This is a genomic window from Bacillus sp. FSL W8-1143 (assembly GCF_037965155.1).
In the GTDB taxonomy this organism is placed as follows: domain Bacteria; phylum Bacillota; class Bacilli; order Bacillales; family Bacillaceae; genus Bacillus; species Bacillus pumilus.
The window spans coordinates 974,688-999,004 of sequence record NZ_CP150182.1; the positions used below are offsets into that span (position 1 = coordinate 974,688).

The 24,317-nt window shown below is 41.2% G+C and carries 21 protein-coding genes; 14 read left to right on the forward strand and 7 right to left on the reverse strand.

Features of this window, described 5'->3' with window-relative positions; genetic code table 11:
- Positions 1-11 precede the first annotated feature (11 nt).
- The 10 genes from NSQ36_RS04735 (at position 12) to NSQ36_RS04780 (ending at position 13,453) form a co-directional block, all read left to right on the forward strand.
- Positions 12-1,604 (forward strand): PucR family transcriptional regulator ligand-binding domain-containing protein, encoded by a 1,593-nt coding sequence (locus NSQ36_RS04735; protein WP_339206916.1) that lies wholly within the window; start codon positions 12-14, stop codon positions 1,602-1,604.
- Between the two features lie 255 nt (positions 1,605-1,859).
- Complete coding sequence (locus tag NSQ36_RS04740) at positions 1,860-3,200, forward strand: aspartate aminotransferase family protein (protein WP_339206918.1); 1,341 nt, start codon at positions 1,860-1,862, stop codon at positions 3,198-3,200.
- Between the two features lie 182 nt (positions 3,201-3,382).
- Positions 3,383-3,940, forward strand: a complete 558-nt coding sequence (locus tag NSQ36_RS04745; protein ID WP_003212480.1) for a glycerol-3-phosphate responsive antiterminator — start codon at positions 3,383-3,385, stop codon at positions 3,938-3,940.
- A 213-nt stretch (positions 3,941-4,153) separates the two neighbouring features.
- On the forward strand, positions 4,154-4,969 hold the full coding sequence (locus tag NSQ36_RS04750) for an MIP/aquaporin family protein (protein WP_003211784.1): 816 nt from the start codon (positions 4,154-4,156) through the stop codon (positions 4,967-4,969).
- Between the two features lie 15 nt (positions 4,970-4,984).
- On the forward strand, positions 4,985-6,481 hold the full coding sequence (gene glpK, locus NSQ36_RS04755; protein WP_003212099.1) for a glycerol kinase GlpK: 1,497 nt from the start codon (positions 4,985-4,987) through the stop codon (positions 6,479-6,481).
- A gap of 139 nt (positions 6,482-6,620) precedes the next feature.
- Positions 6,621-8,282 (forward strand): glycerol-3-phosphate dehydrogenase, encoded by a 1,662-nt coding sequence (gene glpD, locus NSQ36_RS04760; protein ID WP_113386892.1) that lies wholly within the window; start codon positions 6,621-6,623, stop codon positions 8,280-8,282.
- Between the two features lie 345 nt (positions 8,283-8,627).
- Positions 8,628-10,373, forward strand: a complete 1,746-nt coding sequence (locus tag NSQ36_RS04765; protein WP_339206920.1) for a phospho-sugar mutase — start codon at positions 8,628-8,630, stop codon at positions 10,371-10,373.
- A gap of 151 nt (positions 10,374-10,524) precedes the next feature.
- Positions 10,525-11,670, forward strand: a complete 1,146-nt coding sequence (locus tag NSQ36_RS04770; RefSeq protein WP_113386894.1) for a GAF domain-containing sensor histidine kinase — start codon at positions 10,525-10,527, stop codon at positions 11,668-11,670.
- Complete coding sequence (locus tag NSQ36_RS04775) at positions 11,667-12,317, forward strand: response regulator transcription factor (protein WP_003212112.1); 651 nt, start codon at positions 11,667-11,669, stop codon at positions 12,315-12,317. The genes NSQ36_RS04770 and NSQ36_RS04775 overlap by 4 nt, the downstream gene beginning before the upstream one ends.
- Before the next feature lie 251 nt (positions 12,318-12,568).
- A complete protein-coding gene (locus NSQ36_RS04780; RefSeq protein WP_050945425.1) occupies positions 12,569-13,453 on the forward strand; it encodes a GNAT family N-acetyltransferase in 885 nt (294 codons plus the stop codon).
- A gap of 35 nt (positions 13,454-13,488) precedes the next feature.
- Here NSQ36_RS04780 and NSQ36_RS04785 read toward each other — a convergent pair whose 3' ends face one another.
- On the reverse strand, positions 13,489-13,737 hold the full coding sequence (locus NSQ36_RS04785; RefSeq protein ID WP_024426598.1) for a YhdB family protein: 249 nt from the start codon (positions 13,735-13,737) through the stop codon (positions 13,489-13,491).
- A gap of 128 nt (positions 13,738-13,865) precedes the next feature.
- Here NSQ36_RS04785 and NSQ36_RS04790 point away from each other — a divergent pair, with 128 nt between their 5' ends.
- Entirely contained in the window at positions 13,866-14,249 is a 384-nt protein-coding gene (locus NSQ36_RS04790) for a YqzG/YhdC family protein (RefSeq protein WP_339206923.1), read from the forward strand.
- A 40-nt stretch (positions 14,250-14,289) separates the two neighbouring features.
- Here NSQ36_RS04790 and NSQ36_RS04795 read toward each other — a convergent pair whose 3' ends face one another.
- Both NSQ36_RS04795 and NSQ36_RS04800 read right to left on the reverse strand, forming a co-directional pair.
- Entirely contained in the window at positions 14,290-15,765 is a 1,476-nt protein-coding gene (locus tag NSQ36_RS04795; protein WP_339206925.1) for a catalase, read from the reverse strand.
- 159 nt (positions 15,766-15,924) lie between these two features.
- A complete protein-coding gene (locus tag NSQ36_RS04800) occupies positions 15,925-16,356 on the reverse strand; it encodes an Rrf2 family transcriptional regulator (RefSeq protein ID WP_226804859.1) in 432 nt (143 codons plus the stop codon).
- Positions 16,357-16,539: 183 nt separating this feature from the next.
- Here NSQ36_RS04800 and NSQ36_RS04805 point away from each other — a divergent pair, with 183 nt between their 5' ends.
- Positions 16,540-17,739, forward strand: coding sequence for a globin domain-containing protein (locus NSQ36_RS04805; protein ID WP_339206928.1), 1,200 nt, complete (start codon positions 16,540-16,542; stop codon positions 17,737-17,739).
- Positions 17,740-17,815: 76 nt separating this feature from the next.
- Positions 17,816-19,231: a SpoVR family protein gene (locus NSQ36_RS04810; protein WP_050945420.1), complete on the forward strand. Its 1,416-nt coding sequence runs from the start codon at positions 17,816-17,818 to the stop codon at positions 19,229-19,231.
- A gap of 243 nt (positions 19,232-19,474) precedes the next feature.
- Here the strand turns inward: NSQ36_RS04810 and NSQ36_RS04815 are convergent, their stop codons facing one another.
- Positions 19,475-20,839, reverse strand: a complete 1,365-nt coding sequence (locus NSQ36_RS04815; RefSeq protein ID WP_339206931.1) for an alkaline phosphatase — start codon at positions 20,837-20,839, stop codon at positions 19,475-19,477.
- A gap of 354 nt (positions 20,840-21,193) precedes the next feature.
- Here NSQ36_RS04815 and NSQ36_RS04820 point away from each other — a divergent pair, with 354 nt between their 5' ends.
- The gene (locus NSQ36_RS04820) at positions 21,194-22,027 is read left to right on the forward strand and encodes a C40 family peptidase (protein ID WP_212046120.1); all 834 of its coding nucleotides are present in this window, start codon (positions 21,194-21,196) and stop codon (positions 22,025-22,027) included.
- Positions 22,028-22,162: 135 nt separating this feature from the next.
- Here the strand turns inward: NSQ36_RS04820 and NSQ36_RS04825 are convergent, their stop codons facing one another.
- Genes NSQ36_RS04825 through NSQ36_RS04835 form a run of 3 tightly spaced genes read right to left on the reverse strand, consistent with a single transcriptional unit; the run spans position 22,163 to position 23,983 of the window.
- Positions 22,163-22,453, reverse strand: coding sequence for a hypothetical protein (locus tag NSQ36_RS04825; protein WP_003212420.1), 291 nt, complete (start codon positions 22,451-22,453; stop codon positions 22,163-22,165).
- Positions 22,441-23,499, reverse strand: coding sequence for an anti-sigma factor (locus NSQ36_RS04830; protein ID WP_251191040.1), 1,059 nt, complete (start codon positions 23,497-23,499; stop codon positions 22,441-22,443). The genes NSQ36_RS04825 and NSQ36_RS04830 overlap by 13 nt, the downstream gene beginning before the upstream one ends.
- Entirely contained in the window at positions 23,492-23,983 is a 492-nt protein-coding gene (locus NSQ36_RS04835) for a sigma-70 family RNA polymerase sigma factor (protein WP_003211938.1), read from the reverse strand. The genes NSQ36_RS04830 and NSQ36_RS04835 overlap by 8 nt, the downstream gene beginning before the upstream one ends.
- Positions 23,984-24,317 lie beyond the last annotated feature (334 nt).

The window sequence follows — 24,317 nt, forward strand, 5'->3', positions numbered from 1 at the left end:
GGGACATATGAATGAATGTAGATGTTCATTTCCAAGTGAGTGACGTGTTGAAAACGAAGCATTTTGCGCATGCAAAAGTGTTAGCAGGGGAAAAAGGATTGTTTCGGCAGGTCAAATGGATACATGTGTTAGAAGTGCCTGATGTAGAGGATTTATTAAATGGAGGCGAGCTTATATTAACAACAGCCGCAGGCTTCCATGACCAACTGGATGTGTTTCAAGCGTTTTTACGACAGCTGATTGATTCAGGGGCGGCCGGCTTGTGTATTGAATTTGTTCCGCTAAGATTCGAAGTGCCGGAAGAATTACTGACCTATGCAGAAGAAAGAGATTTTCCGCTTATTCTGTTTACAAAAGAAGTGAAGTTCGTCAACATCACGCAGCATCTTCATACGATGATGATCGAGCGTCAGTATCAAATGATGGCTGATTTAGAAGCACTGTCATCAAAGCTAAATGAGCTTTTGCTGACCCCGCATCCGCAAATGGATATTTTGGATCAAGTGTATCAGCACGTAAGGGGGATACTTTTACTCCTCCCTGTTCAGGGCGAGCCGATTATTTTATGTGATTCTTCCAAACAAACCGAAGAACTGGTCATGAATTATTTGCAGTTTGCTTCCGTGCCAAAAGGATACGAAGTGACACAAAAACAAGTGCTTGCGCTCAAACAAACATTTGCAGATCTTGTGCTCATTCATCAAGCGGACACGCTCTCTGAATTCGAACTGCTTGTAATGGATAAAGGAGCGAATGCTCTAGCCCAGCAAACATTAAGAGAGCTTTATACAGAAGAGCTGAAGAAGACAAAAGAAAATGAATGGCTGCAAAAATGGTTTCAAGAAGAGCATACAGAACAAGAGATCATAGAGCACCTAGAAGAAACAGAAGGGGTGAAAAAGCCAACTGGCTGCGTAGTCTTGCTCTTTCAAAAACATCATCAAATTGAAAAAATCACAGGGAATCTTTACTTTCTTGTCTCTTGCCGCTCCATTTTTCAGCGTGTTGGTTTCCATCTGATTGCATATGAGCATCAAGAACAAACCTTGTTTATTTTATTAAACACGAGAAAGAAAGAGGACTGGAAAGAGCGTGCAGAAAAGGCTGCAAACGACATCAAACAATTGTATGACCGGGAGCAGCCCCGAGGGGCCGAGATCAATTTCGGTATCGGGCAATATTGTGAAAAGTTTCAGCACATGAGAAAAAGCTTTCAAGCAGCCAAAGAAGTGCTGCATTTAAAAAAAGTGATGCCTCAGCGGGTGGAAAGTCCATTTTACCAAGATCTACATATGCTCCGTCTCATGCCTATGATGAAGGAAAGCGGTCTGCTTGAATGTATGGTGAAAGAGTATTTAGAGCCCGTGATTGTATACGATAATCAAAATAGCGGGAGACTCTATCAAACGCTAAATATCTTTTTACAGACAAACGGTTCTAAAAAAGAAACCGCAAGCCAGCTCTATATTGTTAGGCAAACCCTCTATCATAGACTGGATAAACTGCATGCCTTGCTCGGTGAGGATATGATGCAGGCGCCGAAACGGCAGGCGCTTGAATTTGCGATTCTTGCCTATGAATTCCTGCAAGGAAATCGACGTTAGCAGAGTGTGCTCCATTTTGCCAAGGCATCAAGAAAAGTGTCTTATGCTGGTGTTCAATCAGTTGACGATCTGTCTAATGTAATCGGCCTGACCCCTTTTTTATAATGAAAGTAACGATTGGTTCTCTCTTACGGGCGGCCTGGTTCCAGTTTCATATGCCTCACGTTTCATCCATATAATGAATGGAGAGGCAATGTGCTGCTGAATTGGTCTAAGCTTCTTTAATGATGAAAACGGATACATGGGGGCGGGAAGATGAAAATACATGAGCAGGCTCAAAATCTTCAGGCAAAAGATGATCAGTTGATCTGGCATCAAATGAAAGGAACAAACAAGGAAAATGAAAGTATGGTCATTCACGAGGCAGAAGGCGCATGGGTGACAGATATTCATGGAAATCGTTATTTAGACGGGATGTCAGGCCTTTGGTGTGTAAATGCCGGATATGGCCGGAAAGAGCTTGCAGAAGCGGCGTATAAGCAATTAAAGACAATGCCTTACTATCCGCTTACACAAAGCCACGTGCCGGCGATTCAGCTGGCTGAAAAGCTAAATGAGTGGCTTGGCGGGGACTATGTCATCTTCTTTTCTAACAGCGGCTCTGAAGCCAATGAAGCTGCATTTAAAATTGCCAAACAATATCATACGCAAAAAGGAGAAAGTACTAGGACAAAGTTTATCTCCCGGTACCGGTCGTATCACGGCAATACAGCAGCGGCTCTTGCCGCAACCGGTCAAGCGCAGCGTAAATATAAATATGAACCATTAGGTCAGGGCTTTATTCATGTCGCACCGCCTGATGTGTATCGTCATCCTGAGGATCAAGAGAATCTGGCAAGTGCTATGGCAATAGATCAGGCCATGACGTGGGAACTAAGTGAGACGATAGCTGGGGTCATTATGGAGCCGATCATTACGGGCGGAGGTATCCTAATGCCGCCAAAAGGGTATTTGAAGAAGGTCAAAGACATCTGTGAAGCCCATGGAGCGCTTCTCATTGTAGATGAGGTCATCTGCGGATTTGGCCGGACAGGGAAGCGGTTTGGTTTTATGCATGAGGAAGTAAAGCCGGATATTATCACCATGGCAAAAGGGATCACAAGCGGTTATTTACCGCTTTCTGCAACGTGCGTGAAACGAGAAATCTATGAAGCCTATGCAGGAGAAGATACGTATGACAGGCTGCGTCATGTGAATACATTTGGCGGGCACCCTGCTTCCTGTGCAGTGGCACTTGCCAACCTAGAGATTATGGAAAACGAGCAACTGGTGGAACGGTCCGATGCGCTCGGCCGGGATATGCTTGAACGTTTGCAAGAGTTAAAAGAACACCCATTTGTCGGAGATGTCAGAGGAAAAGGCTTGCTGTTTGGCATTGAGCTTGTTCAGGATCAACAATCCAAAAAACCAGCTGAGCCACATGTCGTCGGTCAATTGATTGCTGAATGTAAAAAACGCGGACTGATCATCGGGAAAAATGGGGATACAGTGGCGGGCTATAATAACGTTGCCCAGCTTGCACCGCCGCTTAATATAACAGATGATGACGCCTCATTTATCATCAATACCTTAAAAGAAAGCATGGCACAGCTATAGCAGAGAGACTTCTCTGCTTTTTTTATGGAATAAAAGTTTGCTTTTCATCATTTTGAGCTAGTTCTCTGAAGATGATGTGAGATGAAATCGGTATTGGGCACACTAGGTGTATTGAAAAATAGAAGAGTTTCAATTACTGTTAGGAGAAGACTGATTCAATACACTTTTGAAGGAGACGGCTTATGAGTTTTCATGATCAACCCATTTTACCTGCTGTACGCAATATGAAGCAATTTGAGGAATTTTTAAAAAGTCCATTTACATATGGTGTTTTACTTGATGTTCACTTAGGCCGGCTTAAGGGCATCATGAATGAGGCAAATGCTCATCACAAAAAAATGTTTGTCCATGTCGATCTCATTCACGGGATTAAACATGATGAGTATGGAACGGAATTTATTTGTCAGGAAATGAAGCCAGCAGGAATTATTTCTACTAGGTCTTCTGTCATAGTAAAAGCCAAGCAAAAAAAGGTATATGCCATTCAGCGAATGTTTTTACTTGATACGAGTGCCATGGAAAAAAGCATGGAGTTCGTTGGGAAACATCGTCCAGATTTTATTGAAGTATTGCCGGGCGTCGTGCCAGATTTAATTACAGAAGTGCGCGAGCGAACTGGGATCCCGATTTTTGCAGGCGGATTTATCCGTACAAAAGAAGATGTAGAAAGAGCGCTTGAAGCAGGGGCTACAGCAGTGACGACCTCAAATACCACCCTTTGGAAAGCGTTCCAAAAGTGAAAAGATAAAATGTGAATATTTATTGACAACGTTTTCATCCTCTGATACTATAGCACTAAGTTAATATCATGTGATGGAGAAACGGAGATCCACAACAACGCTTTACTAGGTGACAAATGACCCTGATGTAAAGTATGTTTGTTGTGGATCTTTTTCTTTATCTTTTCTACACATTCATAGGGGATGGCAACTGAACCAGAGGAGGAATTTTTCATGACACCATTTTGGGGAGAAGTCGTAGGTACAATGCTGCTCATTATTTTTGGAGGCGGTGTGTGTGCGGCAGTTAATTTAAAGAAATCACTCGCATATCAATCCGGCTGGATTGTAATCGCTTTCGGGTGGGGATTTGCAGTAGCCATTGCAGCATATGCAACTGGTGGAATTAGTGGAGCTCATTTAAACCCTGCACTCACAATTGGGCTTGCGCTAGAAGGAAGTTTTCCTTGGGCTGATGTTCCAATGTATATTGTTGGTCAAATGCTTGGCGCATTAATAGGGGCTACTATTGTCTTTTTACATTACTTACCGCACTGGAAAGCAACAGATGATCCAGGTGCAAAGCTAGGCGTATTCTCAACTGGTCCTGCGATTCCGCATACTTTTGCAAACGTACTTAGTGAAGTCATCGGTACATTTGTATTGGTTCTAGGAATTTTAGCGATTGGTGCAAATAAATTTGCAGACGGAGTCAATCCGCTGATTGTTGGTTTCTTAATTGTTGCAATTGGTCTTTCTTTAGGTGGAACAACTGGTTATGCAATTAACCCTGCACGTGATTTAGGTCCGAGAATCGCACATGCGATCTTGCCGATTCCAGGGAAAGGCCCATCGAACTGGAAGTATGCTTGGGTGCCAGTCGTTGGTCCAATTTTAGGCGGCGCATTTGGCGGTGTTTTCTACAATGCAGCCTTTAAAGCGAACGTCACTCCAGCCTTTTGGATTGTAAGCGTTATTTTAGTTGTGGTATTGTTAGGACTCTATATCACTACGAAAAACCAAACAAATGCTGTAAATGAAAGTATGTAAGGGGAGGAAAACATCATGACAAAAGAAAAATATATTCTTGCACTAGATCAAGGGACAACAAGCACAAGAGCGATCTTATTTGATCAAGAAGGCAAAATTGCACATACAACTCAGAAGGAATTTAATCAATATTTTCCGAACCCAGGCTGGGTAGAACACAATGCAAATGAAATTTGGAGCTCTGTTCTATCGGTCATTTCAACTGCTTTAATTGAATCAGGAATTGAAGCAGACCAAATCGCTGGTATCGGAATTACGAACCAACGTGAGACAGCGGTTGTTTGGGATAAACATACAGGCGCACCTATTTACAATGCAATTGTTTGGCAGTCAAGACAAACATCTGGCATTTGTGAAGAGTTAAAAGAACAAGGACACAATGAAACGTTTAGAAATAAAACAGGTCTTCTTATTGATGCTTATTTCTCAGGTACAAAGGTAAAATGGATCTTAGACAATGTTGAAGGTGCCCGTGAGAAAGCAGAAAATGGCGACTTACTGTTTGGCACAATCGATACTTGGCTTATTTGGAAGATGACAGGCGGTAAATCACACGTCACAGATTACTCCAATGCGTCAAGAACATTAATGTTCAACATTTACGATCTGAAATGGGATGAAGAATTACTTGATATCCTTGGCGTACCGGCTTCTATGCTTCCAGAGGTGAAACCATCTTCACACATTTATGGTGAAACAACTGACTATCACTTCTTCGGCAGAAATATTCCGATTGCAGGAGCGGCGGGAGATCAGCAGGCTGCTTTATTCGGTCAGGCTTGCTTTGAAGAAGGAATGGCGAAGAACACATATGGTACAGGATGTTTCATGTTGATGAATACAGGGGAAAAAGCCATTAAGTCGGATCATGGTTTATTAACGACGATTGCATGGGGCATTGACGGCAAAGTTGAATATGCTTTAGAAGGAAGTATTTTCGTTGCTGGCTCAGCGATTCAATGGCTGCGTGATGGACTCAGAATGTTTAAAGACTCGAAAGACAGCGAAGCTTATGCAGAGCGCGTTGAGTCAACAGATGGCGTATACGTCGTTCCGGCATTCGTTGGTCTAGGCACACCATACTGGGATAGTGATGTCAGAGGCGCTGTATTCGGGTTAACACGTGGTACTTCTAAAGAGCACTTTGTCCGTGCAACGTTAGAATCACTTGCTTATCAAACGAAAGATGTGTTAGATGCGATGGAAAAGGATTCAAATATTTCATTAAAAACATTGCGTGTGGATGGCGGAGCTGTAAAGAATGATTTCTTAATGGGCTTCCAAAGTGATTTACTGGATGTGCCTGTAGAGCGTCCAGAAATTAATGAAACGACGGCACTCGGTGCGGCCTATCTTGCGGGAATAGCAGTTGGCTTCTGGAACGACCGTTCAGACATTGCAAAACAGTGGAACCTTGACAAGCGCTTTGAACCTAAGATGGAGGAAGGCAGCCGTGACTCGTTATATAGCGGGTGGAAAAAGGCTGTAAAAGCAGCTCAAGCTTTCAAATAAACCAAAAGTATGATATACTTCAATTAAGTTAATAGAACGGTTGGAGAACTGGAGAGACCGCAGGCACCGAAGTGTAGAAATACGCTTTGGGTGTTTGCGGTCTCTTTTTCTTTACCGTACAACATGGGAGGAACAAGAGATGACTTTTTCTAGCTTAGAAAGAGAACAAATGCTGCAGGAAATGACAAAAAAACCATATGATGTGTTTATCATTGGTGGGGGTATTACAGGCGCGGGTACAGCACTTGATGCGGCTTCACGCGGAATGCGCGTCGGTCTTGCAGAAATGCAGGATTTCGCAGCAGGTACATCTAGCCGCTCAACGAAACTAGTGCACGGTGGACTTCGTTATTTAAAACAATTTGAAGTAAAAATGGTCGCAGAGGTCGGTAAAGAGCGTGCCATTGTATACGAAAACGGTCCTCATGTAACAACACCAGAATGGATGCTTCTTCCGATGCATAAAGGCGGGACATTCGGTAAGTTTTCAACATCCATTGGGCTTAGAGTGTATGACTTTTTAGCTGGCGTCAAGCATAGCGAACGCAGAAGCATGCTGAGCGCGAAGGAAACACTTGCAAAAGAACCGCTTGTGAAAAAGGACGGCTTAAAAGGCGGCGGCTACTATGTTGAATACCGTACGGACGATGCACGCCTCACAATCGAAGTCATGAAAGAGGCTGTGAAATTCGGAGCAGAAGCGGTCAACTATGCGAAAGTAAAAGAATTTATTTATGATAAAGGCAAAGTTGTCGGTGTTGTCATTGAAGATGTCATGACGCAGAAAACATACGATGTATATGCGAAGAAAATCGTCAATGCGACAGGTCCGTGGGTCGATCAACTAAGAGACAAGGATCACTCAAAAGAAGGGAAGCACTTACAGCATACAAAAGGTATTCACTTAGTATTCGACCAATCAGTCTTCCCATTAAAACAAGCGATCTACTTTGACACACCTGATAAACGGATGGTCTTTGCGATTCCAAGAGAAGGCAAAACGTACGTTGGTACAACAGATACAGTGTACAAAAAGCAGCTGGAACATCCGCGTATGACAAAAGCAGATCGTGATTATGTCATCAATGCGATTCAATACATGTTCCCTGATCTCAATATTACAGAAAAAGATGTTGAATCTAACTGGGCTGGTCTTCGTCCACTCATTCATGAAGAGGGCAAAGACCCTTCAGAAATTTCTCGTAAGGATGAAGTATGGACATCATCTTCAGGCTTAATCACCATTGCTGGCGGTAAATTAACAGGCTACCGCAAAATGGCTGAGCATATTGTGAATCTTGTACGTGATGGACTAAAAGAAGAAACAGGCAAAGACTTTGGACCATGTAAAACAAAGCACATGCCAATTTCAGGCGGTCATGTAGGCGGATCTAAAAATATGGCTTCCTTTGTCCAAGCGAAAACAGCAGAAGGTGCATCTGTTGGTTTAACAGAACCGATTGCTCAAAAACTTGCCGAAAAATATGGCTCAAACGTCAGCAGTCTCTTCAAGCGTGTAGAGCAGCTTCAAGGTGAAGCAGACAAACGAAACATTCCAGCGTATGTACTCGCAGAGCTTGTCTATGCAATCGAAGAAGAATTAGCTGTTACCCCTGTCGATTTCTTCTTAAGAAGAACAGGAAGCCTACTATTTAATATCAACTGGGCAAAAAAATATGCACAGCCTGTCGCTGATTATATGGCAGAGCGTTTTGGCTGGGATGAAGCAGTAAAACAGAAGCATCAAACAGAACTAGATCAACTATTCCATGAAGCAGTTGTACCGCTTGATGCTGAATAAAAGAAAAGCCGATCATGCATCGGCTTTTCAGCGTGTAGACAAACCCTCGCATTCTTTGTCAGGTCTGTGCGCCGGTGCTCACGAATGTCAAATTCGCTCCGCTCCGGTGCTCGTCCTTTCTAGACTTCAAGGGTTTTCAGACTACGCTGAAAGGAAGACAAAGAACTAAAATAAAGATCATTTTAGCCCTTTGTCAGCAATAAGTAAAAGCCGATCATGCATCGGCTTTTTTATTTGTTCAGCATTTTCTTCATCTCCCAATGATATAGCATGACATAAAGGATGATTCCATATAAAATAGCAGTAGAGGTTATTTTATTGATGATAAGAGCTGGGAGGACGACCATGAGTTGGAAGACGAATTATGAGCGATGGATCAATGAGAAGCACCTGGATACTGAGCTAAGGGAATGGCTGGAGGCACATCAAGATAATCAACAAGCACTTGAAGACTGTTTCTACAAAAACCTTGAGTTCGGTACTGGAGGAATGCGCGGGGAGATTGGTGCTGGTACGAACCGAATGAATGTGTACACGGTTCGTAAAGCATCTGCAGGTCTTGCTGCGTATATTGCGAAACATGGAGAGGATGCAAAAAGAAGAGGCGTCGCCATTGCATATGATTCACGCCATAAATCGCCTGAATTTGCGATGGAAGCAGCCAAAACACTTGCCTCGCAGGGCATCCAAACATACGTGTTTGACGAACTGCGTCCAACACCGGAGCTTTCCTTTGCTGTTCGAGAGCTGAATGCATTTGCTGGGATTGTCGTAACAGCAAGTCATAATCCACCAGAATATAATGGCTATAAAGTATATGGAGAAGACGGCGGACAGCTGCCGCCACTTCAAGCAGATCAAGTCATTCAAGAAGTAGATGCAATAGAAAATGAACTGTCGATTTCAGTTGATTCAGAAGAAACGTTAAAACAACAAGGGCTGATCAACATGATCGGAGCAGAAATCGATCATGCTTATATTGAAAAATTAAAAACCATCAGTGTGCACCCTGAGCTGGCAGATGAGGTCGATGTCAAAGTCGTTTTCACACCGCTTCATGGTACGGCCAACGAGCCTGTCCGAAAAGGGCTTCAAGCTTTAGGCTATCAGCATGTAACCGTTGTACCTGAACAGGAAAGACCAGATCCACAATTTTCAACAGTGACATCGCCAAATCCAGAGGAGCATGTAGCATTTGAGTATGCGATCAAGCTTGGCGAAAAGCAGAATGCCGATATCCTCATTGCAACAGACCCAGATGCGGATAGGCTAGGTATTGCGGTCAGAGATCAAGATGGAGAGTTTACCGTCTTAACAGGCAACCAAACAGGAGCTCTATTGCTCCATTATTTATTGTCTGAAAAACAAAAGCTTGGTCAGCTGCCGCCTCGTCCCGTTGTGATGAAAACGATTGTCACAAGTGAGCTTGGGCGTGCTGTTGCTTCAGCATTTGGTGCCCATACGATTGACACGCTTACTGGTTTTAAATTTATCGGTGAAAAAATCAAGCAATTCGAAGAGAGCGGAGAATACACGTTTCAATTCGGGTACGAAGAAAGCTATGGCTATTTGATCGGTGACTTTGCTCGAGATAAAGATGCGGTGCAAGCAGCGCTGTTAGCTGTCGAAGTCGCTGCTTTCTATAAAAAACAAGGCAAGTCCTTGTACGATGCGCTAGTTGATATTTTCAAGGAGTTTGGATTTTACCGAGAAGGGTTAAAGTCGTTAACCTTAAAAGGGAAAGAAGGAGCAGAGCAAATTTCAGCGATCCTTCATACCTTTAGAACAAATCCGCCACCTGCTATCGCGGGTCAGCGCATCACTGTCATTGAGGATTACCAATCAAGTCAAAGATATCTGATTGCCGAAAAGAAAGAAGAAACCATTCACCTTCCAGCATCAAACGTGCTGAAATATTTCCTTGAGGATGGTTCGTGGTTCTGCTTAAGACCTTCCGGAACTGAGCCTAAAGTGAAATTTTATATTGCTGTCAAAGGTACATCGCTAACAGATAGCGAAGAAAAGCTGAAGCATTTGTCAGAAGAAGTGATGAAAGTCGTTTATGAAATTGTGGAAGAAACAGCTAAATAAACAAACAAGGCCATTGTGTGAATACACGATGGCTTTTTCTCCATCAAAAGGATGAGAAAAAATCATCCTTTTAGCGAAAGAACCGGCAGAATGCTCATGATATAATGAGCGTAATGAAAAGAGAAGGCAGCAAATGCCGGGGGTAAACAGTATGGGAGAATATCAAGAGAAGGTTGAAACATTAAAAACGCTAAAAGAAATTGCTGAAAAGCTAAATGAAGGCACGGAAATGAAAGATACGCTTCATGAAGTGCTCCATATGCTGATGGATGTCACAGGCTTTCATTCCGCATGGATTTATTTTATAGAAAAAGACGGCTCGTACGAACTGATGGCAGAGGTCTCCTTACCAGAAGCGCTGGCAAAGCATCAAAAGCAGCTCATGTGTCAAAACGATTGCTATTGCATCAATCGATACACAAAGGGCTCACTCCAATCAGCCACAAACATTATGAATTGTAAACGCATCGAAACGGCGGTTAAAAAGCAGCTTGGGGACACTGAAGGAATTACACATCATGCGACGGTTCCCCTTAAAGCATGTAAGCGTACGTTCGGGTTATTGAATGTGGCGGCAAAAGGAAAAGTCACATTTACGCAAGAAGAATTGAACTTGCTTGAAAGCATTGCGCTTCAAATTGGTACCGCCATTCAACGGATGAAGCTTGTGCAAAACGAACATCAGCATGCTCTTTTGGAAGAAAGAAACCGGCTTGCACAGGACTTACATGATTCCGTTAACCAAATGCTATTTTCAGTCAGCCTGACTGCTAAAGCCGCCCGTCAAATGACAAACGATCAGAATCTAGGGGAAATGATTGATTTTATTCAGCATTTGTCACAAGATGCACTGGTTGAAATGCGTTCACTCATTTGGCAGCTAAGGCCAAGAGGACTTGAAAAAGGATTCACAACAGGGATTCAGGAGTATGCAAAACTTTTAGGATTACGCTGTACATTATCGTTATCAGGTTGTATGGAGATGGATCATACTCAGCATGAAACGTTGTTTCGGGTATGCCAAGAAGCGCTGAATAATTGTCAAAAACATGCGGAAGTAGAGGAAGTTAAAGTCCAGCTTGAACAATCAAAAGACACGTTTGAGATGAAAATCATCGACCACGGTAAAGGGTTTCAGTATGACGAGCAAATGAGCCTCCCTTCTCTTGGTCTGAAAGGGATGTCTGACCGTATCAAAAGAGCTGGTGGAACATTTTGTATAGAGTCTGAGCTCGGTAAAGGGACCACTATTCAAGTGAAGGTGCCATTTTCTCAAGAAAGGAAGGGGTCGTCATGAGAGTTGTCATTGCAGATGATCATCATATTGTGAGAAAAGGGCTTGTGTTTTTCCTGCAGACACAGCCTGACGTCGAAATTGTTGGTGAGGCTTCTAATGGAGAAGAAGCATTAGAAATTGTCAGACAAACGCGGCCTGACATCGTTCTCATGGATTTATCGATGCCTGTAATGAATGGCATTGAGGCAACGAAACAAATGACGCTGGAAATGCCTGATACCCGCATTGTGATCCTGACAAGTTATGCGGATAAAGATTATGTTATTCCCGCCATTCAAGCAGGGGCAAAAGCCTATCAGCTCAAGGATGTAGCGCCAGAAAAACTTCTTACGACAATGATTGACGTACAAAAGGGCACCTATCAATTAGATGGTCATATCACCAATTTTCTTGTACAGCATTTGACTGAGCCAAAAGAGCAAAAATGGGAGTTAATGAAAGAGCTGACCAATAGAGAGCGAGATGTCTTATTCGAAATTGCAAAGGGGAAAAGCAATAAAGAAATTGCCTCATCCTTGTTTATTTCTGAAAAAACTGTCAAAACGCACGTATCTCATGTATTATCAAAACTAGAGCTGGCAGATCGTACCCAAGCGGCTCTGTATGCAGTGGATTATCAAAAAAGTCAGCCTAAAGAGCTGCTATAACAGAAGGGAATTTAGTCGTTATGCTAAAACTTTTAAGCGCACATTCAGTTCAATGAATTGAATAAAAAGAGCACGGTTGTTGGTTTATTTGACGTGCCCTTTTGCGTGAAAAGAGAAGCATGTTCAGTCTAATTTCTAAAAGTAGAACGATAAAAGACTTGATGAGTATATGCTCATCAAGTCTTTTTTTATTTTGAAGGAGGTGATAAACCGGCTGACTAAAGGTGAAATGATAAAAGGAGGAAATGAGCATGGAGACATATGAATTAGTGAGTGATTATCGTCATAATGAAAAATTGAAAGAAAGCTTTAATAAGCTAGCGATCAATACATTTGATTTGGATTTTAGTGACTGGTACAAAAGAGGGTATTGGGATAAAAAATATATTCCTTATTCCTTTGTCCATCACGGGAAAGTGATCTCAAACGCTTCCGTTTACCTCATGTCACTGATCATTGATGGAAAAACGTATCGAGCTGTTCAAATTGGCACGGTGATGACGGATCAAGCCTATCGCCATAAAGGATTAGCGACAAAGTTAATGGAGCATATTATGGATACGTACGAACATGATTGTGATTTGATTTTTCTTTTTGCCAATGAAACTGTACTGGATTTTTATCCAAAATTCGGCTTTACACGGTACCACGAAAGTGAGTTTAGTCTAGATATCAGCAAAAGCGCCATTCATATAAAAAAGGACATGCGTCTCAAGCAGCTGACATTGGAACATGACCTGCCATTACTTGAACAGTTCGCAGAAAAACGCCAAACGGGCTCAAAGAAATTAGACGCTAAGCATCATGGCAGCTTATTGATGTTTTATTTTACATTGGTTTGGCCGGATGCCCTTTTCTATATTGAAGCGTTGGATACGATTGTTCTGATGAATGAAGAAAATGAAACCATACATGTCTTTGATATCATTTCTCTCGAGCCACAAAATATAGAGGAAGTTGTTGCACATATTGTGAATGAAACGACGGAAAAAGTGATGTTCTATTTTACACCTGATACGTCAATCGACGGCTTACACTCGGTGAAGGCACCAAATGACGAGGATGCGCTGTTTGTTTATACAAAACAAGATTGGGTAAAAGGCCACTTTATGCTTCCAATCACTGCGCACTGCTAAATGTATGTAAAAAGGCTGATAATCAGCCTTTTTCTTTATGTGTACATCGGTTGTGAATAAACTTCAGAAGCAGCGGCCTCTGAAGCATGGTCAATGTACTGCAGGAGCCCATATAAACATTTTTCAACATCAGCATCGTTCCGGTTAAATTGATACGCGTGTAAGAAATGCTCAATACGTTTCGAGAGCAAGTCATCTTGCGTACGTACCATAAGAATAAGTAAATTATCCCATTGCGAGCGATGCGTATAATAAAGTGCTTTATCATAATCCGCCACATTCATCAAACCTTCTCCTTTCCCTTGAGAAGTCCTCATTAGTTTGCTCGGAACATATCGACATTTTCAGGGGAAAAGTTGGTGTCCGCATCAATCGTGTACCGGGAATTATAGGCTGAATAAATGCTTCATGTATGAAAATGGATCGATCAGCACAACATAAACAAAATATACATGAAAGTGAGATCAATGATATCATGCAGCCGAAATGGTGGGTGCCTTTTGCAGCGGGAATGGTTTTGTTTGGCAGTTTCATGATCCATCCTGCAACAAATGCAGCGACGCAGCCTGTTGAAAATTGGGAAAGACTTGCGTACACAGCGTTGCAAGAGGAATATGAAGGCGCCGCTTTAAACGATTATCAATATATCGGGCGTACACAAGTAAATGAAGATCAGACAAAGGATGTTTTTCGCGTCACAGTGAAGGAAGGCTCAACGCTTTTTGCTGCGCATGCAGAAATCTATTTTCACCCGGTGACCGGTCATTTGATTAGTATTAACGTATTCCGGTTATAAAAAAAGCACCTCTTTATTAGAGGTGCCCTTTCCGGATCAATTATTTCATGCTTCCTTGAAGGTATGAGCGGATATCCACGCCAAGTGAATCGGCTAATCGTTGTCCGTAATCTTCATCTGCACGATAGAAGTTGCAGATCGCAAGTAATTTTGTTTTGTCATTTACGTCTTTCAGGTCAGCTGTTAAATTTTTGATCAATGCTTGTTTCTCTTCTTCTGAGTAGCTTCGATATTTTTCCCCAGCTTGTTTGAAATCGTTTGGTTTTTCAATTTTTTGTCTCACCATACGGTCACCGTGAAGAACTTGTTCACTTTCTTTGTAGTGAGGATTTTCTTTTGGCTGATCATCGTAACGGTTTGGTTCATAGTTAATATGACCGCTTGGACGAGTCGTTGTCATAAAGCCATCCTGCTGATTATTGTGTACAGGTGCATAAGGACAGTTCACCGGAATGCGCATATAGTTGGCACCAAGACGATGACGCTGCGTATCTGGATAAGAGAACAGACGACCTTGAAGCAATTTATCTTCAGATGCTTCAATTCCTGGAACAAGTGCACTTGGTGTGAAAGCAGCTTGCTCTGTTTCAGCAAAGAAGTTCTCAGGATTGCGGTTCAGTGTCATGCGTCCTACTTTTTGAAGCGGGTAATCTTCTTCGCTCCATGTCTTTGTTGGATCACATGGATCATAATCAAGATCATCATAATCGCTAAGCGGCATCAACTGAACATATAAGTCCCATGCTGGGTAGTTGCCATTTTCAATGCGGTCATATAAATCTCTTGTCGCATGCTGGAAATCATTCGCTTGGGTTTCTGCTGCTTCTTCCATAGATAAATTACGAATACCTTCTGAAGGTCTCCAGTGATATTTCACATATTTTGTTTCACCATATTTGTTGACCCATCTAAATGTATGCACACCAGAACCGCGCATTTCAGCGTAGCTCGCAGGGATTCCTTCATCAGAGAAGAGCCATGTGAGCATATGAGTGGATTCAGGTGTTAAGGTCATAAAATCCCAATAACGGTCAGGATCTTGGATATTGGTTACAGGATCTGGCTTGAGAGAGTGAACCATATCAGGGAATTTCAATGCATCACGTATAAAGAAGATCGGCAAGTTGTTACCAACTAGATCATAGTTGCCTTCTTCTGTGTAAAATTTGACAGCAAAGCCGCGCGGATCACGCAATGTTTCAGGTGAACCTTTAGGATGAATAACTGTTGAGAAGCGAACAAAAACATCTGTCTGTTTTCCTTCTTCACTTAAGAAGGCTGCTTTTGTATGTTTCTCCATACTATTTTCAACTTCAAACACACCATAAGCGCCGGCGCCTCTCGCATGAACAACACGCTCTGGAATACGTTCACGATCGAAGTGTGCAAGTTTTTCAATCAAATGGTAATCATCAAGAAATGTAGGTCCGCGGTAACCAGCTGTTCTTGAGTTTTGGTTATCGCCAACAGGTACGCCTTGGTTCGTTGTCAAATTTTTATGATTTGAATTTGTCATTCTTTTCTCCTCCTGTAAACAAAAAAATGGTTTCTAGCAATCTATATACCCTAATTATATTGAATCAAACATGATAGTCAATATCTATTTATAATAATTTTAAATTAATTATTATTACAAGAAGGTAAAGAAAAAGACGAAAGAATAGAATTCTTTCGCCTAAAGGAGGAGCTCTCTAAGAGCATCTTTGTTTTGAGTTAAGTCTTTTAATGTGTATTGGTCAAGAACGCGCAAGTAAGCAGTAAGTGCTTCATGAAGTACATGCTTTAATGAACAAATCGGGGAAATGATACAGCTGTTTTTCCTTGGATCAAAGCATTCAACCATGACTAAATCATCCTCTGTATAACGGACAACCTCTCCAATGTTAATGCTTTCTGGGCTTTTCCCAAGCCTAATTCCGCCATTTCTTCCACGGATCGTTTCAACATAGCCGCGTTTTCCAAGATGATAAATCACCTTTGTCAGATGATTTTTAGAGATGGCATAAACATCGGCGATCTGCTGAATATTTGACAGTTCATTGTTCTCTCTTGATGCTAAATAAATGAGTACTCTTAATGAGAAATCTGTATAATTCGTTAGTTTCATTTTGACGACCTCTAAACCTGATAGAGTTTTGTATCATCGTAACACATTTTAGACAAAAACTGTTCGAGAAAGTGTTAAATGTGTCAATATTTAAAACATGTATTATAAATATTGCTTTTATAAGCTGTCATCCGTTACGATAAAGATGTATTTAAAATACATCTTTTGAAAGAAGGAATGACGATGTTATCTATAGATCAAATGAATGCTATTAAACAATCAGCCCCTCTATTAAAAGGCGAGGGAACCAACCTTGTGACTGTTTTTTATCAAAATATGATTCGTCAGCATCCAGAGCTACTCAATCAATTTAATCAAACAAACCTCATGAACGGAAGTCAGCCAGAGGCGCTTGCTGCGACACTATACCAAGCTGCACTGCACATCGATCGATTAGAAGAATTACTTCCTGCGGTCAAACAGATTGCCCATAAGCATGTCAGTGTGATGGTCAAAAAAGAGCAATATCCAATCGTCGGATATTACCTAATTGAAGCGATGAAAGAAGTGTTTGGTTTAACGGAAAAAGATGACACGCTTTTAGCTTGGAAGGCCGCATATGACATCATTGCAAATATTTTTATCACGATTGAAGCAGAAATGATGGAGGTGAATGTAAAGCAACCAGGTGGATGGGCAGATGTGAAGCCGTTTGTGATAAAGAAAAAGGTACAGGAATCTCCAGCGCTGATCTCCTTTTACTTAGTACCAGAAGATGAATCAGAGCTGCCAATGTTTGAAGCAGGTCAATATATTACGGTTCAGGCAGATATGCCAGGTGAGGCTTATATGTGTAGCAGACAATACAGCTTATCAGATCAGCATCATCCATCTTATTACCGCATCACAGTGAAACGCGATGGTCATGTGTCTACATTTTTGCATGATGAAATGGAAGAAGGAGACGTTCTTCAAGTGAGTATGCCGCAGGGAATGTTCTGCTTGCAAGAAGCCACAAAAGAGCCTGTTTATTTCATTAGTGCTGGTTCTGGAGTCACGCCAATGATCGGTTTATTGAAAACAGCAGCGCAAAACAGCCATCCATTTACAATGATTCATGCAGATCGATTAGAGGATGTCACCGCTTTTGAAAATGAATTTGAAAGCGTTCTAGCATCAGCTCCGCATGGCCGCATCATCTTATGTAATGAACAATTTGCGAAGTCTGGTAAGGGTGAGCTTGTTGAAAAGGCAGCTTCCCGCATTGACCGTCCATTCCTTCAATCAGTGGTTGGAGAAGGGAAAGGCCAATTTTATCTATGCGGTTCCCCGGTGTTTACACAGGAGATGATTCATATACTTAAAGAGCTGGGAATTCCAGAACAGAATATACATTTCGAGTCATTCGGTGGGCAATCCACGAAAGAAATGGAAGTCGTCTAAACGAATGGCGGAACATCATGTTTTTTTAGATACGCTCATATAGTAGGGATAAGTCCGATGAGGAGGGATGGTTTCCTTGAGCGTATCAGAAAAACGTCTTTTACAAAGAGCCATTGATGAAATTACAGAAATTGCAGAAGGATTTGGTCTAGATTTTTATCCGATGAGGTATGAAATCTGTCCCGCGGAAATAATTTATACGTTCGGTGCATACGGAATGCCAACACGATTCAGCCACTGGAGCTTCGGGAAACAATTTCATAAAATGAAGCTACATTATGATTTAGGATTAAGCAAAATTTATGAGCTGGTCATCAATTCAAATCCTTGCTACGCCTTTCTACTTGATAACAACACGCTTGTTCAAAATAAATTAATTGTGGCTCATGTACTGGCACACTGTGATTTCTTCAAAAATAATTGCCGTTTCCAAAACACAAAACGAGACATGGTAGAAAGCATGTCAGCTGCGGCAGAGCGGATCAAAGAATATGAGCATCTTCATGGAACAAAAGAAGTTGAATCCTTTTTAGACGCCGTATTGGCTCTTCAGGAGCATATTGATCCGTCTCTTGTTCGTTCAAAACTAAGCTGGAATATCGGCGATGAAGAAGAATATGAAGATGACCAACCAAAGCGTCAGACGCCGTATGATGATTTGTGGGGAATGGATGAGCCGAAAATACGTGAGAAAAAGAAAATCGCCAAGCCATTTCCGCCAAAGCCGGAAAAAGATATTTTACTCTTTATTGAGGCGCACTCCCGGGAGTTAGAGCCGTGGCAGCGCGACGTCCTCACGATGCTGAGGGAGGAAATGCTCTATTTTTGGCCTCAGCTAGAAACAAAGATTATGAATGAAGGCTGGGCATCGTATTGGCATCAGCGGATAATGCGAGAGCTTGATTTGGATTCAAATGAATCGATTGAGTTTGCCAAATTAAATGCTGGCGTGGTGCAGCCGTCAAAAACAGGCATCAATCCTTACTATTTAGGTTTGAAGATTTTTGAAGATATCGAAGAGCGCTATGACAACCCATGTGAAGAATTAAAAAAAGCAGGGGTGACAGAAGGATCGGGCCGCAGCAAAATGTTTGAAGTAAGGGAGATTGAATCAGATATTTCCTTCATTCGAAATTACTTAACAAAAGACCTTGTGATGAGAGAAGATTTGTACTTGTTTCAAAAACAAGGGAGAGATTATAAAGTCATCGATAAAGAATGGAAGGCTGTTCGTGATCAGCTAGTCAGCATGAGGGTCAATGGCGGCTTTCCTTATTTGACCGTGATGGATGGCGACTATTTAAAAAACAATGAACTCTATATTAAACATTGGTATGAGGGCATTGAACTAGATCTGAAATACTTAGAAAAAGTACTCCCATATTTGCATCAGCTATGGGGAAGAAGTGTGCATATCGAATCCATTCTTGAAGGAAAAGAAGTCATGTTTTCGTATGATGGAAAAGGAGTTCATAGAAAATATCTCGCATAAAAAAACAAAAAAAGATGTCTCTTAGCAGACATCTTTTTTTGTTGACAAAGTGCTAAAATGATTTTTATTTTAGCACTTTGTCTTCTTTTCAGCGTGATAGAAAACCTTTGAAGTCTAGGAAGGGCAGCTACTTTTGCGGAGCGAATTTGACATTCGTGAGCACCGGCGCGCAGACCTGACAAAGAATGCGAGGGTTTGTCTACACGCTGAGATGTCTCTTAGCAGGCATCTTTTTTGTCAGTTTTATTGGTTTTTCAGCAGCTTGAAAATGTGTTTTGCTTGATCGGTGTTTTCCATCAGACCTTTTAGCTTTTGGCTTGTTGGGCCATACGTAAAGAATGGCACTTCATCGCCCGTATGACCTGATGTGGTCCAGCCTGTATGTGATCTCACGTTGATCACTTCTTCAATCGCATCATCAATTTTAACAGTATCCTTTGTTTCAGCGGCCTTTTGAATAGAGGCCATTTCTTCTGTTGTGAAATCAAGATCGATATATTGTTTCAGCGCTGATTCAACAGGCATGCCACTGACGATTTTGTTTGCGATAAAATCTGGGGTCTTTTTCGCTGCTTTTACCGGTTTGTAATCCCAGCTACCTGAGCCGTCTGCCCCAAAGGAAAGTCCGCCAGTTGAATGATCGGCAGTGGTGATGACTAACGTATTTTTATCCTTTTTTGCAAAACGAATCGCTTCTTCAAATGCTTTTTCAAAATCCTTCATTTCACTCATGGCACTCACAATATCATGATCATGTCCTGCCCAGTCAATTTGACTGCCTTCTACCATAAGGAAAAATCCATTTTTGTTTTTAGACAGCTGTTTAATGGCTGAGGATGTCATGTCTTGCAGGGAAGGGGTCTTTTTATCACGATCAATCGCTTTATCAAGACCGCCATCAGCAAAAATGCCTAACACCTTTTGGTTTTTGTTTTTTTGTAAGGCATCTTTATTGGTGACATAATCATATCCGGCTTGCTTAAATTCCTTCGTTAAATCACGATCCTTTCGGACAAAATCGACGAGACCTCCGCCAAGCATGACATCGACTGTATGCTGTTTACCGATTTTTTCATCGAAGAAATCATCAGCGATGGCTGCTGTGTTTTTTCTTGATACATCGTGAGCCGCATACGCAGCAGGGGTGGCATTTGTTAATTCAGAGGTCACGACAAGACCCGTCGATTTTCCTTTGCGTTTGGCTTCTTCTAAAACGGTTTTTAATTTTTTGCCGTTTTTGTTTACACCAATGGCATTGTTGTATGTCTTTTTACCAGTTGCCATAGCTGTACCAGCTGCGGCAGAATCAGTGATATTGCTTTTCGAGTCGTTAGGGTATGTTTTATGCATGCCAATAAGGTAAGGGTCAAACGCTGTTTGCTTTGAAAGGTCTCCGTTGTGCTTAAATGAACGGTAAGTTGAAAGATACGGTGTTCCCATGCCATCCCCGATCAGCACGATCACATTTTGTACGTCATTTTTTGGCTTCTTTTTAGCCTCTGCCTTGTCAGCCTGTCCAAATTCAATTCCTGAAAAAATGCCAATCGATAGCACAGATGCTGCCGCCACTGCAGCGATTTTCGTTTTCGAGCTTTTCAACACACTCATTCATTTTGCCTCCTCAATGTTTATGTATCGCTCTTACGTTTACAATGGTAGAGCAGAATTGTGGATTCCCATTTACAGGATCGTAAAGTTCCCTTTAAAATTGTAAAGGCCCACTTTACATAGAATGAGCCAAAAAGAGAAATGAATGTATCATTTATCCATGACAAGATGCGTTTATTTTGTCATGATTGTGTAATGAAAATGAAATATAAAGAACCCTAAAAAAAAATAAATTTTGCCGAATTAATAAGCATAATGTCGTAGGAAGTCAAGACTATTTCTTCTGGTATTTGATCCTTATAATAGTAAGTAGATAAAAATTCGGATCTCGATAGATACATACAGGAGGAACAAATGAAAAAACAATTGATCACAGCTGCAAGTGCAGTTTTACTTGGGACGACATTATTTGCCGGAGCTGCCTCAGCACAATCAGTAAAAGTTCAAAAAGGTGACTCTCTTTCTGTTCTAGCGAAAAAATATAAGACAAGCGTGAGCAAGATTAAATCAGACAATAAGCTGAAATCTAACACGATTTATGTTGGACAAACGTTAAAAGTAAATGGTACTGCCGCAAAAAAAACAATGAAAACATCCAAAACAACAACAAAAGTAAAAGCGGCGTCAGCCACAGCCACTCATAAAGTTGTGAAAGGTGATACATTATCTAAAATCGGCAAAAAGTACGGCATGACTGTAAAAGAGCTGAAATCGTTAAATAAACTCAAAACAAACTTGATCAAAATTGGGCAAAAGCTAAAGGTCAAAAAGTCGTCTAAAAAAGTGAAGACAACACCTGTTAAAGAAAAAACAGTTTCTGCTTCTTCTTTAAACACGTCTAAGCTTGTATCGGATGCTAAAGCGCACAATGGCACACCATATAGATGGGGTGGAACGACACCAAAGGGTTTTGATTGCAGCGGGTTTATGTGGTATATCATTAACAAACAAAAAAAGATTTCGAGACAAACAACTGAAGGTTTTTGGGGATCAATGAAAAGCGTATCTTCTCCAAAGGTTGGAGATTTTGTGTTCTTTACAACATATAAATCGGGTCCGTCTCACATGGGTGTCTACATTGGAAACAACAAGTTTATTCATGCTGCTTCCGATGGTGTGACGATCAGTGATATGAATTCAAGCTACTGGAAGCCGATTTACCTTGGAGCGAAAACTTTTGTAAACTAATTTATTTTAAGAGACTGCTGATGAAGCAGTCTTTTTTATTTGCGCTGTAGACTTAAGAACATAAATCGATATTCAAAAAAGCCCGTGCGACTTGGCATTAGTCAAGTAACACGGGCTTTTCATTTTGAGAACGGCTTAAAAGCCTAATTGAAGATCGACATCGATCGATACGATGGCATAGACACAAAGAATGACAAAGATATTCAGAACGACACCAAGGAACCCAGGGCCCGTACGGCCTTTTTTAATGAACAGTTCAATAATGCCAAATGGAACTGCGGCCATTGCAAAAGGAAGCATCTGAAAAGAATAAAATGTCACATTACTGATAATGGCGAGGTTCAGCATGAGCAGAGATAATATCGCTGTACCGACAGAAATCCAGCCAAATACATTATGCTCTTTAAAAATTCTTACCAATTCCATAATTCCACCTCGCTCACTTTTGCCGTTTTAATGCGTTTTGTCTTCACAAATTTCTCGATTTCTTTCGAAGGACCTGTGATCACAGAGCCATAAATCGTGACACCATTTTGGTTGATATAGCGTATGCGGTTTGACAGATCCAGTTCAGTTCTGCCAGAGATCGTTTTTGCCCAGGTTGGGTGCTGATTGACATAAGTAAGGGCATCTTTAAATTGATCTACCTCTGTTTTTGATGTGTGCTGAAGCTCTTTTAAGAATTCAGAGTCTCTCCCAGGAAAGCCAATTGGCCGCTGATTATCGCTTAATGAATCCTCTGTTTTAATCGCATTCCAGAGCACTTTCATATCATATTTTTTAGCAAAGGAATAAACGTCCTTTGGTGTATACGCTTTGTCATAGGAGACATACACTTCACTGACTGTTCCTTCAGGAAGCTTGTCTAAAGTAGTGAGTGTTTGTTTTTTTGATGCATCTGCCTGAGTAGAAGGATGGGTAAAGAAATCCTCCGTATCGCGTGCGCTGTCACCATAATATGAGATGGTAGGCTGCTTTAATTTATCGAAAAACATCTCGATTTGCTCACTGCCAATGGCTTCTGTTTTATTGCCAATTTGTTTTTGCAGCTTCAATTCGGTGTTCATTCCAAAAAGCTTGACTTGGCCTTTTAAATCCTTCATATCAATCGCCACGTTTGGTTTCGTCAAAGCGACTGTTACAGCGGCTGTTTCCATGAAGTGATTCCCTTTGCTCTCTGCTCCGCCAACGCCGTAGTATAGATAACTTCCTAATGTACAAAGCGGTAAAATAATAAGTGTAGAGATGACAGCAAGTACAGAAATACGTAAATAAGACTTTCTTTTTCCGTATTGCAAGATGGCTTTTTGCTTTTCAGGACTGATGGAAAAATCGGTCCAATCCGAGTCGTTCAGTTCCTGACTTAAGCGTTTTTCGTTTTCTTCAAGCTCTTCTTCAAACGCTATCATTTCTTCCTCGTTCATCTCACCATTATTATATTGTTCCCATCGCTTGTTAAACTCTTCATTCATCATTAACACCTCTGTTGTAAAGTGCTTTTAGGCGCTGCCTTGCACGAAATAAAACACTTTTAAAATTTGCTTCAGTAATATTCATGACCTTGGATGCTTCCTTGTAATTCAGTTCTTTTAAATAATACAATGTCAACGCTTCCTTGTAGTTATCTGGAAGCTGTTCCAAATACATGTTGAGGACTTCTTTTATTTCAACCTGTTCAGCAGGGCTTTGTACAGACGTTTGTAAAAGGCCGCCAATAAGATCATCCGATATGGTCACTTCTTTTTTATGTTTCCTGACATAATCAATAAAAGCATTTCGTGCCACCTGAAATAACCAAGGTTTCACTTTGCTATGGTCGTAGGAATGAATATGTATATAAGCACGCATAAAGGTTTCCTGCAATAAGTCTTCTGCCAAATGTTTGTCTTTTGTCATGGAGAGCAGAAACCTGTAAACATCGTTCATATACATTTGATAAATTTCATCGATCGTCACTGATTTTTCTCCCCTCTATGTTATACACGCATAAGAAAGGCATAAAGTTGCACGAAACTTCTCAATACCGTACAATACTCATTTCTTTCGCCGAATCAAAATCATTTCTCCTTATCATAGCGAAATTTGCGTCATTTATAAAGCATTTTCAATAGAACAAATCAGGAAAAAACCTTAAAAAACGACAAAATTGGACACAATTCCTCTTCTATTCTCTCCTAAAACCATAGACCTGAATACAGAAAGAACGATGATTTAGAAAGAAAAATGATGTGATGGTTTGGCTGTTTCATGAAAATTTTAGTACCAGGTAATAAAAAATTTGTTATAATAG

Coding starts and splice junctions, on each gene's coding strand:
- NSQ36_RS04735 (WP_339206916.1), top strand. CDS start 12: ATGAATGTAGATGTTCATTTCCAAGTGAGTGACGTGTTGAAAACGAAG.
- NSQ36_RS04740 (WP_339206918.1), top strand. CDS start 1,860: ATGAAAATACATGAGCAGGCTCAAAATCTTCAGGCAAAAGATGATCAG.
- NSQ36_RS04745 (WP_003212480.1), top strand. CDS start 3,383: ATGAGTTTTCATGATCAACCCATTTTACCTGCTGTACGCAATATGAAG.
- NSQ36_RS04750 (WP_003211784.1), top strand. CDS start 4,154: ATGACACCATTTTGGGGAGAAGTCGTAGGTACAATGCTGCTCATTATT.
- glpK (WP_003212099.1), top strand. CDS start 4,985: ATGACAAAAGAAAAATATATTCTTGCACTAGATCAAGGGACAACAAGC.
- glpD (WP_113386892.1), top strand. CDS start 6,621: ATGACTTTTTCTAGCTTAGAAAGAGAACAAATGCTGCAGGAAATGACA.
- NSQ36_RS04765 (WP_339206920.1), top strand. CDS start 8,628: ATGAGTTGGAAGACGAATTATGAGCGATGGATCAATGAGAAGCACCTG.
- NSQ36_RS04770 (WP_113386894.1), top strand. CDS start 10,525: ATGGGAGAATATCAAGAGAAGGTTGAAACATTAAAAACGCTAAAAGAA.
- NSQ36_RS04775 (WP_003212112.1), top strand. CDS start 11,667: ATGAGAGTTGTCATTGCAGATGATCATCATATTGTGAGAAAAGGGCTT.
- NSQ36_RS04780 (WP_050945425.1), top strand. CDS start 12,569: ATGGAGACATATGAATTAGTGAGTGATTATCGTCATAATGAAAAATTG.
- NSQ36_RS04785 (WP_024426598.1), bottom strand. CDS start 13,737: ATGAATGTGGCGGATTATGATAAAGCACTTTATTATACGCATCGCTCG.
- NSQ36_RS04790 (WP_339206923.1), top strand. CDS start 13,866: ATGAAAATGGATCGATCAGCACAACATAAACAAAATATACATGAAAGT.
- NSQ36_RS04795 (WP_339206925.1), bottom strand. CDS start 15,765: ATGACAAATTCAAATCATAAAAATTTGACAACGAACCAAGGCGTACCT.
- NSQ36_RS04800 (WP_226804859.1), bottom strand. CDS start 16,356: ATGAAACTAACGAATTATACAGATTTCTCATTAAGAGTACTCATTTAT.
- NSQ36_RS04805 (WP_339206928.1), top strand. CDS start 16,540: ATGTTATCTATAGATCAAATGAATGCTATTAAACAATCAGCCCCTCTA.
- NSQ36_RS04815 (WP_339206931.1), bottom strand. CDS start 20,839: ATGAGTGTGTTGAAAAGCTCGAAAACGAAAATCGCTGCAGTGGCGGCA.
- NSQ36_RS04820 (WP_212046120.1), top strand. CDS start 21,194: ATGAAAAAACAATTGATCACAGCTGCAAGTGCAGTTTTACTTGGGACG.
- NSQ36_RS04825 (WP_003212420.1), bottom strand. CDS start 22,453: ATGGAATTGGTAAGAATTTTTAAAGAGCATAATGTATTTGGCTGGATT.
- NSQ36_RS04830 (WP_251191040.1), bottom strand. CDS start 23,499: ATGAATGAAGAGTTTAACAAGCGATGGGAACAATATAATAATGGTGAG.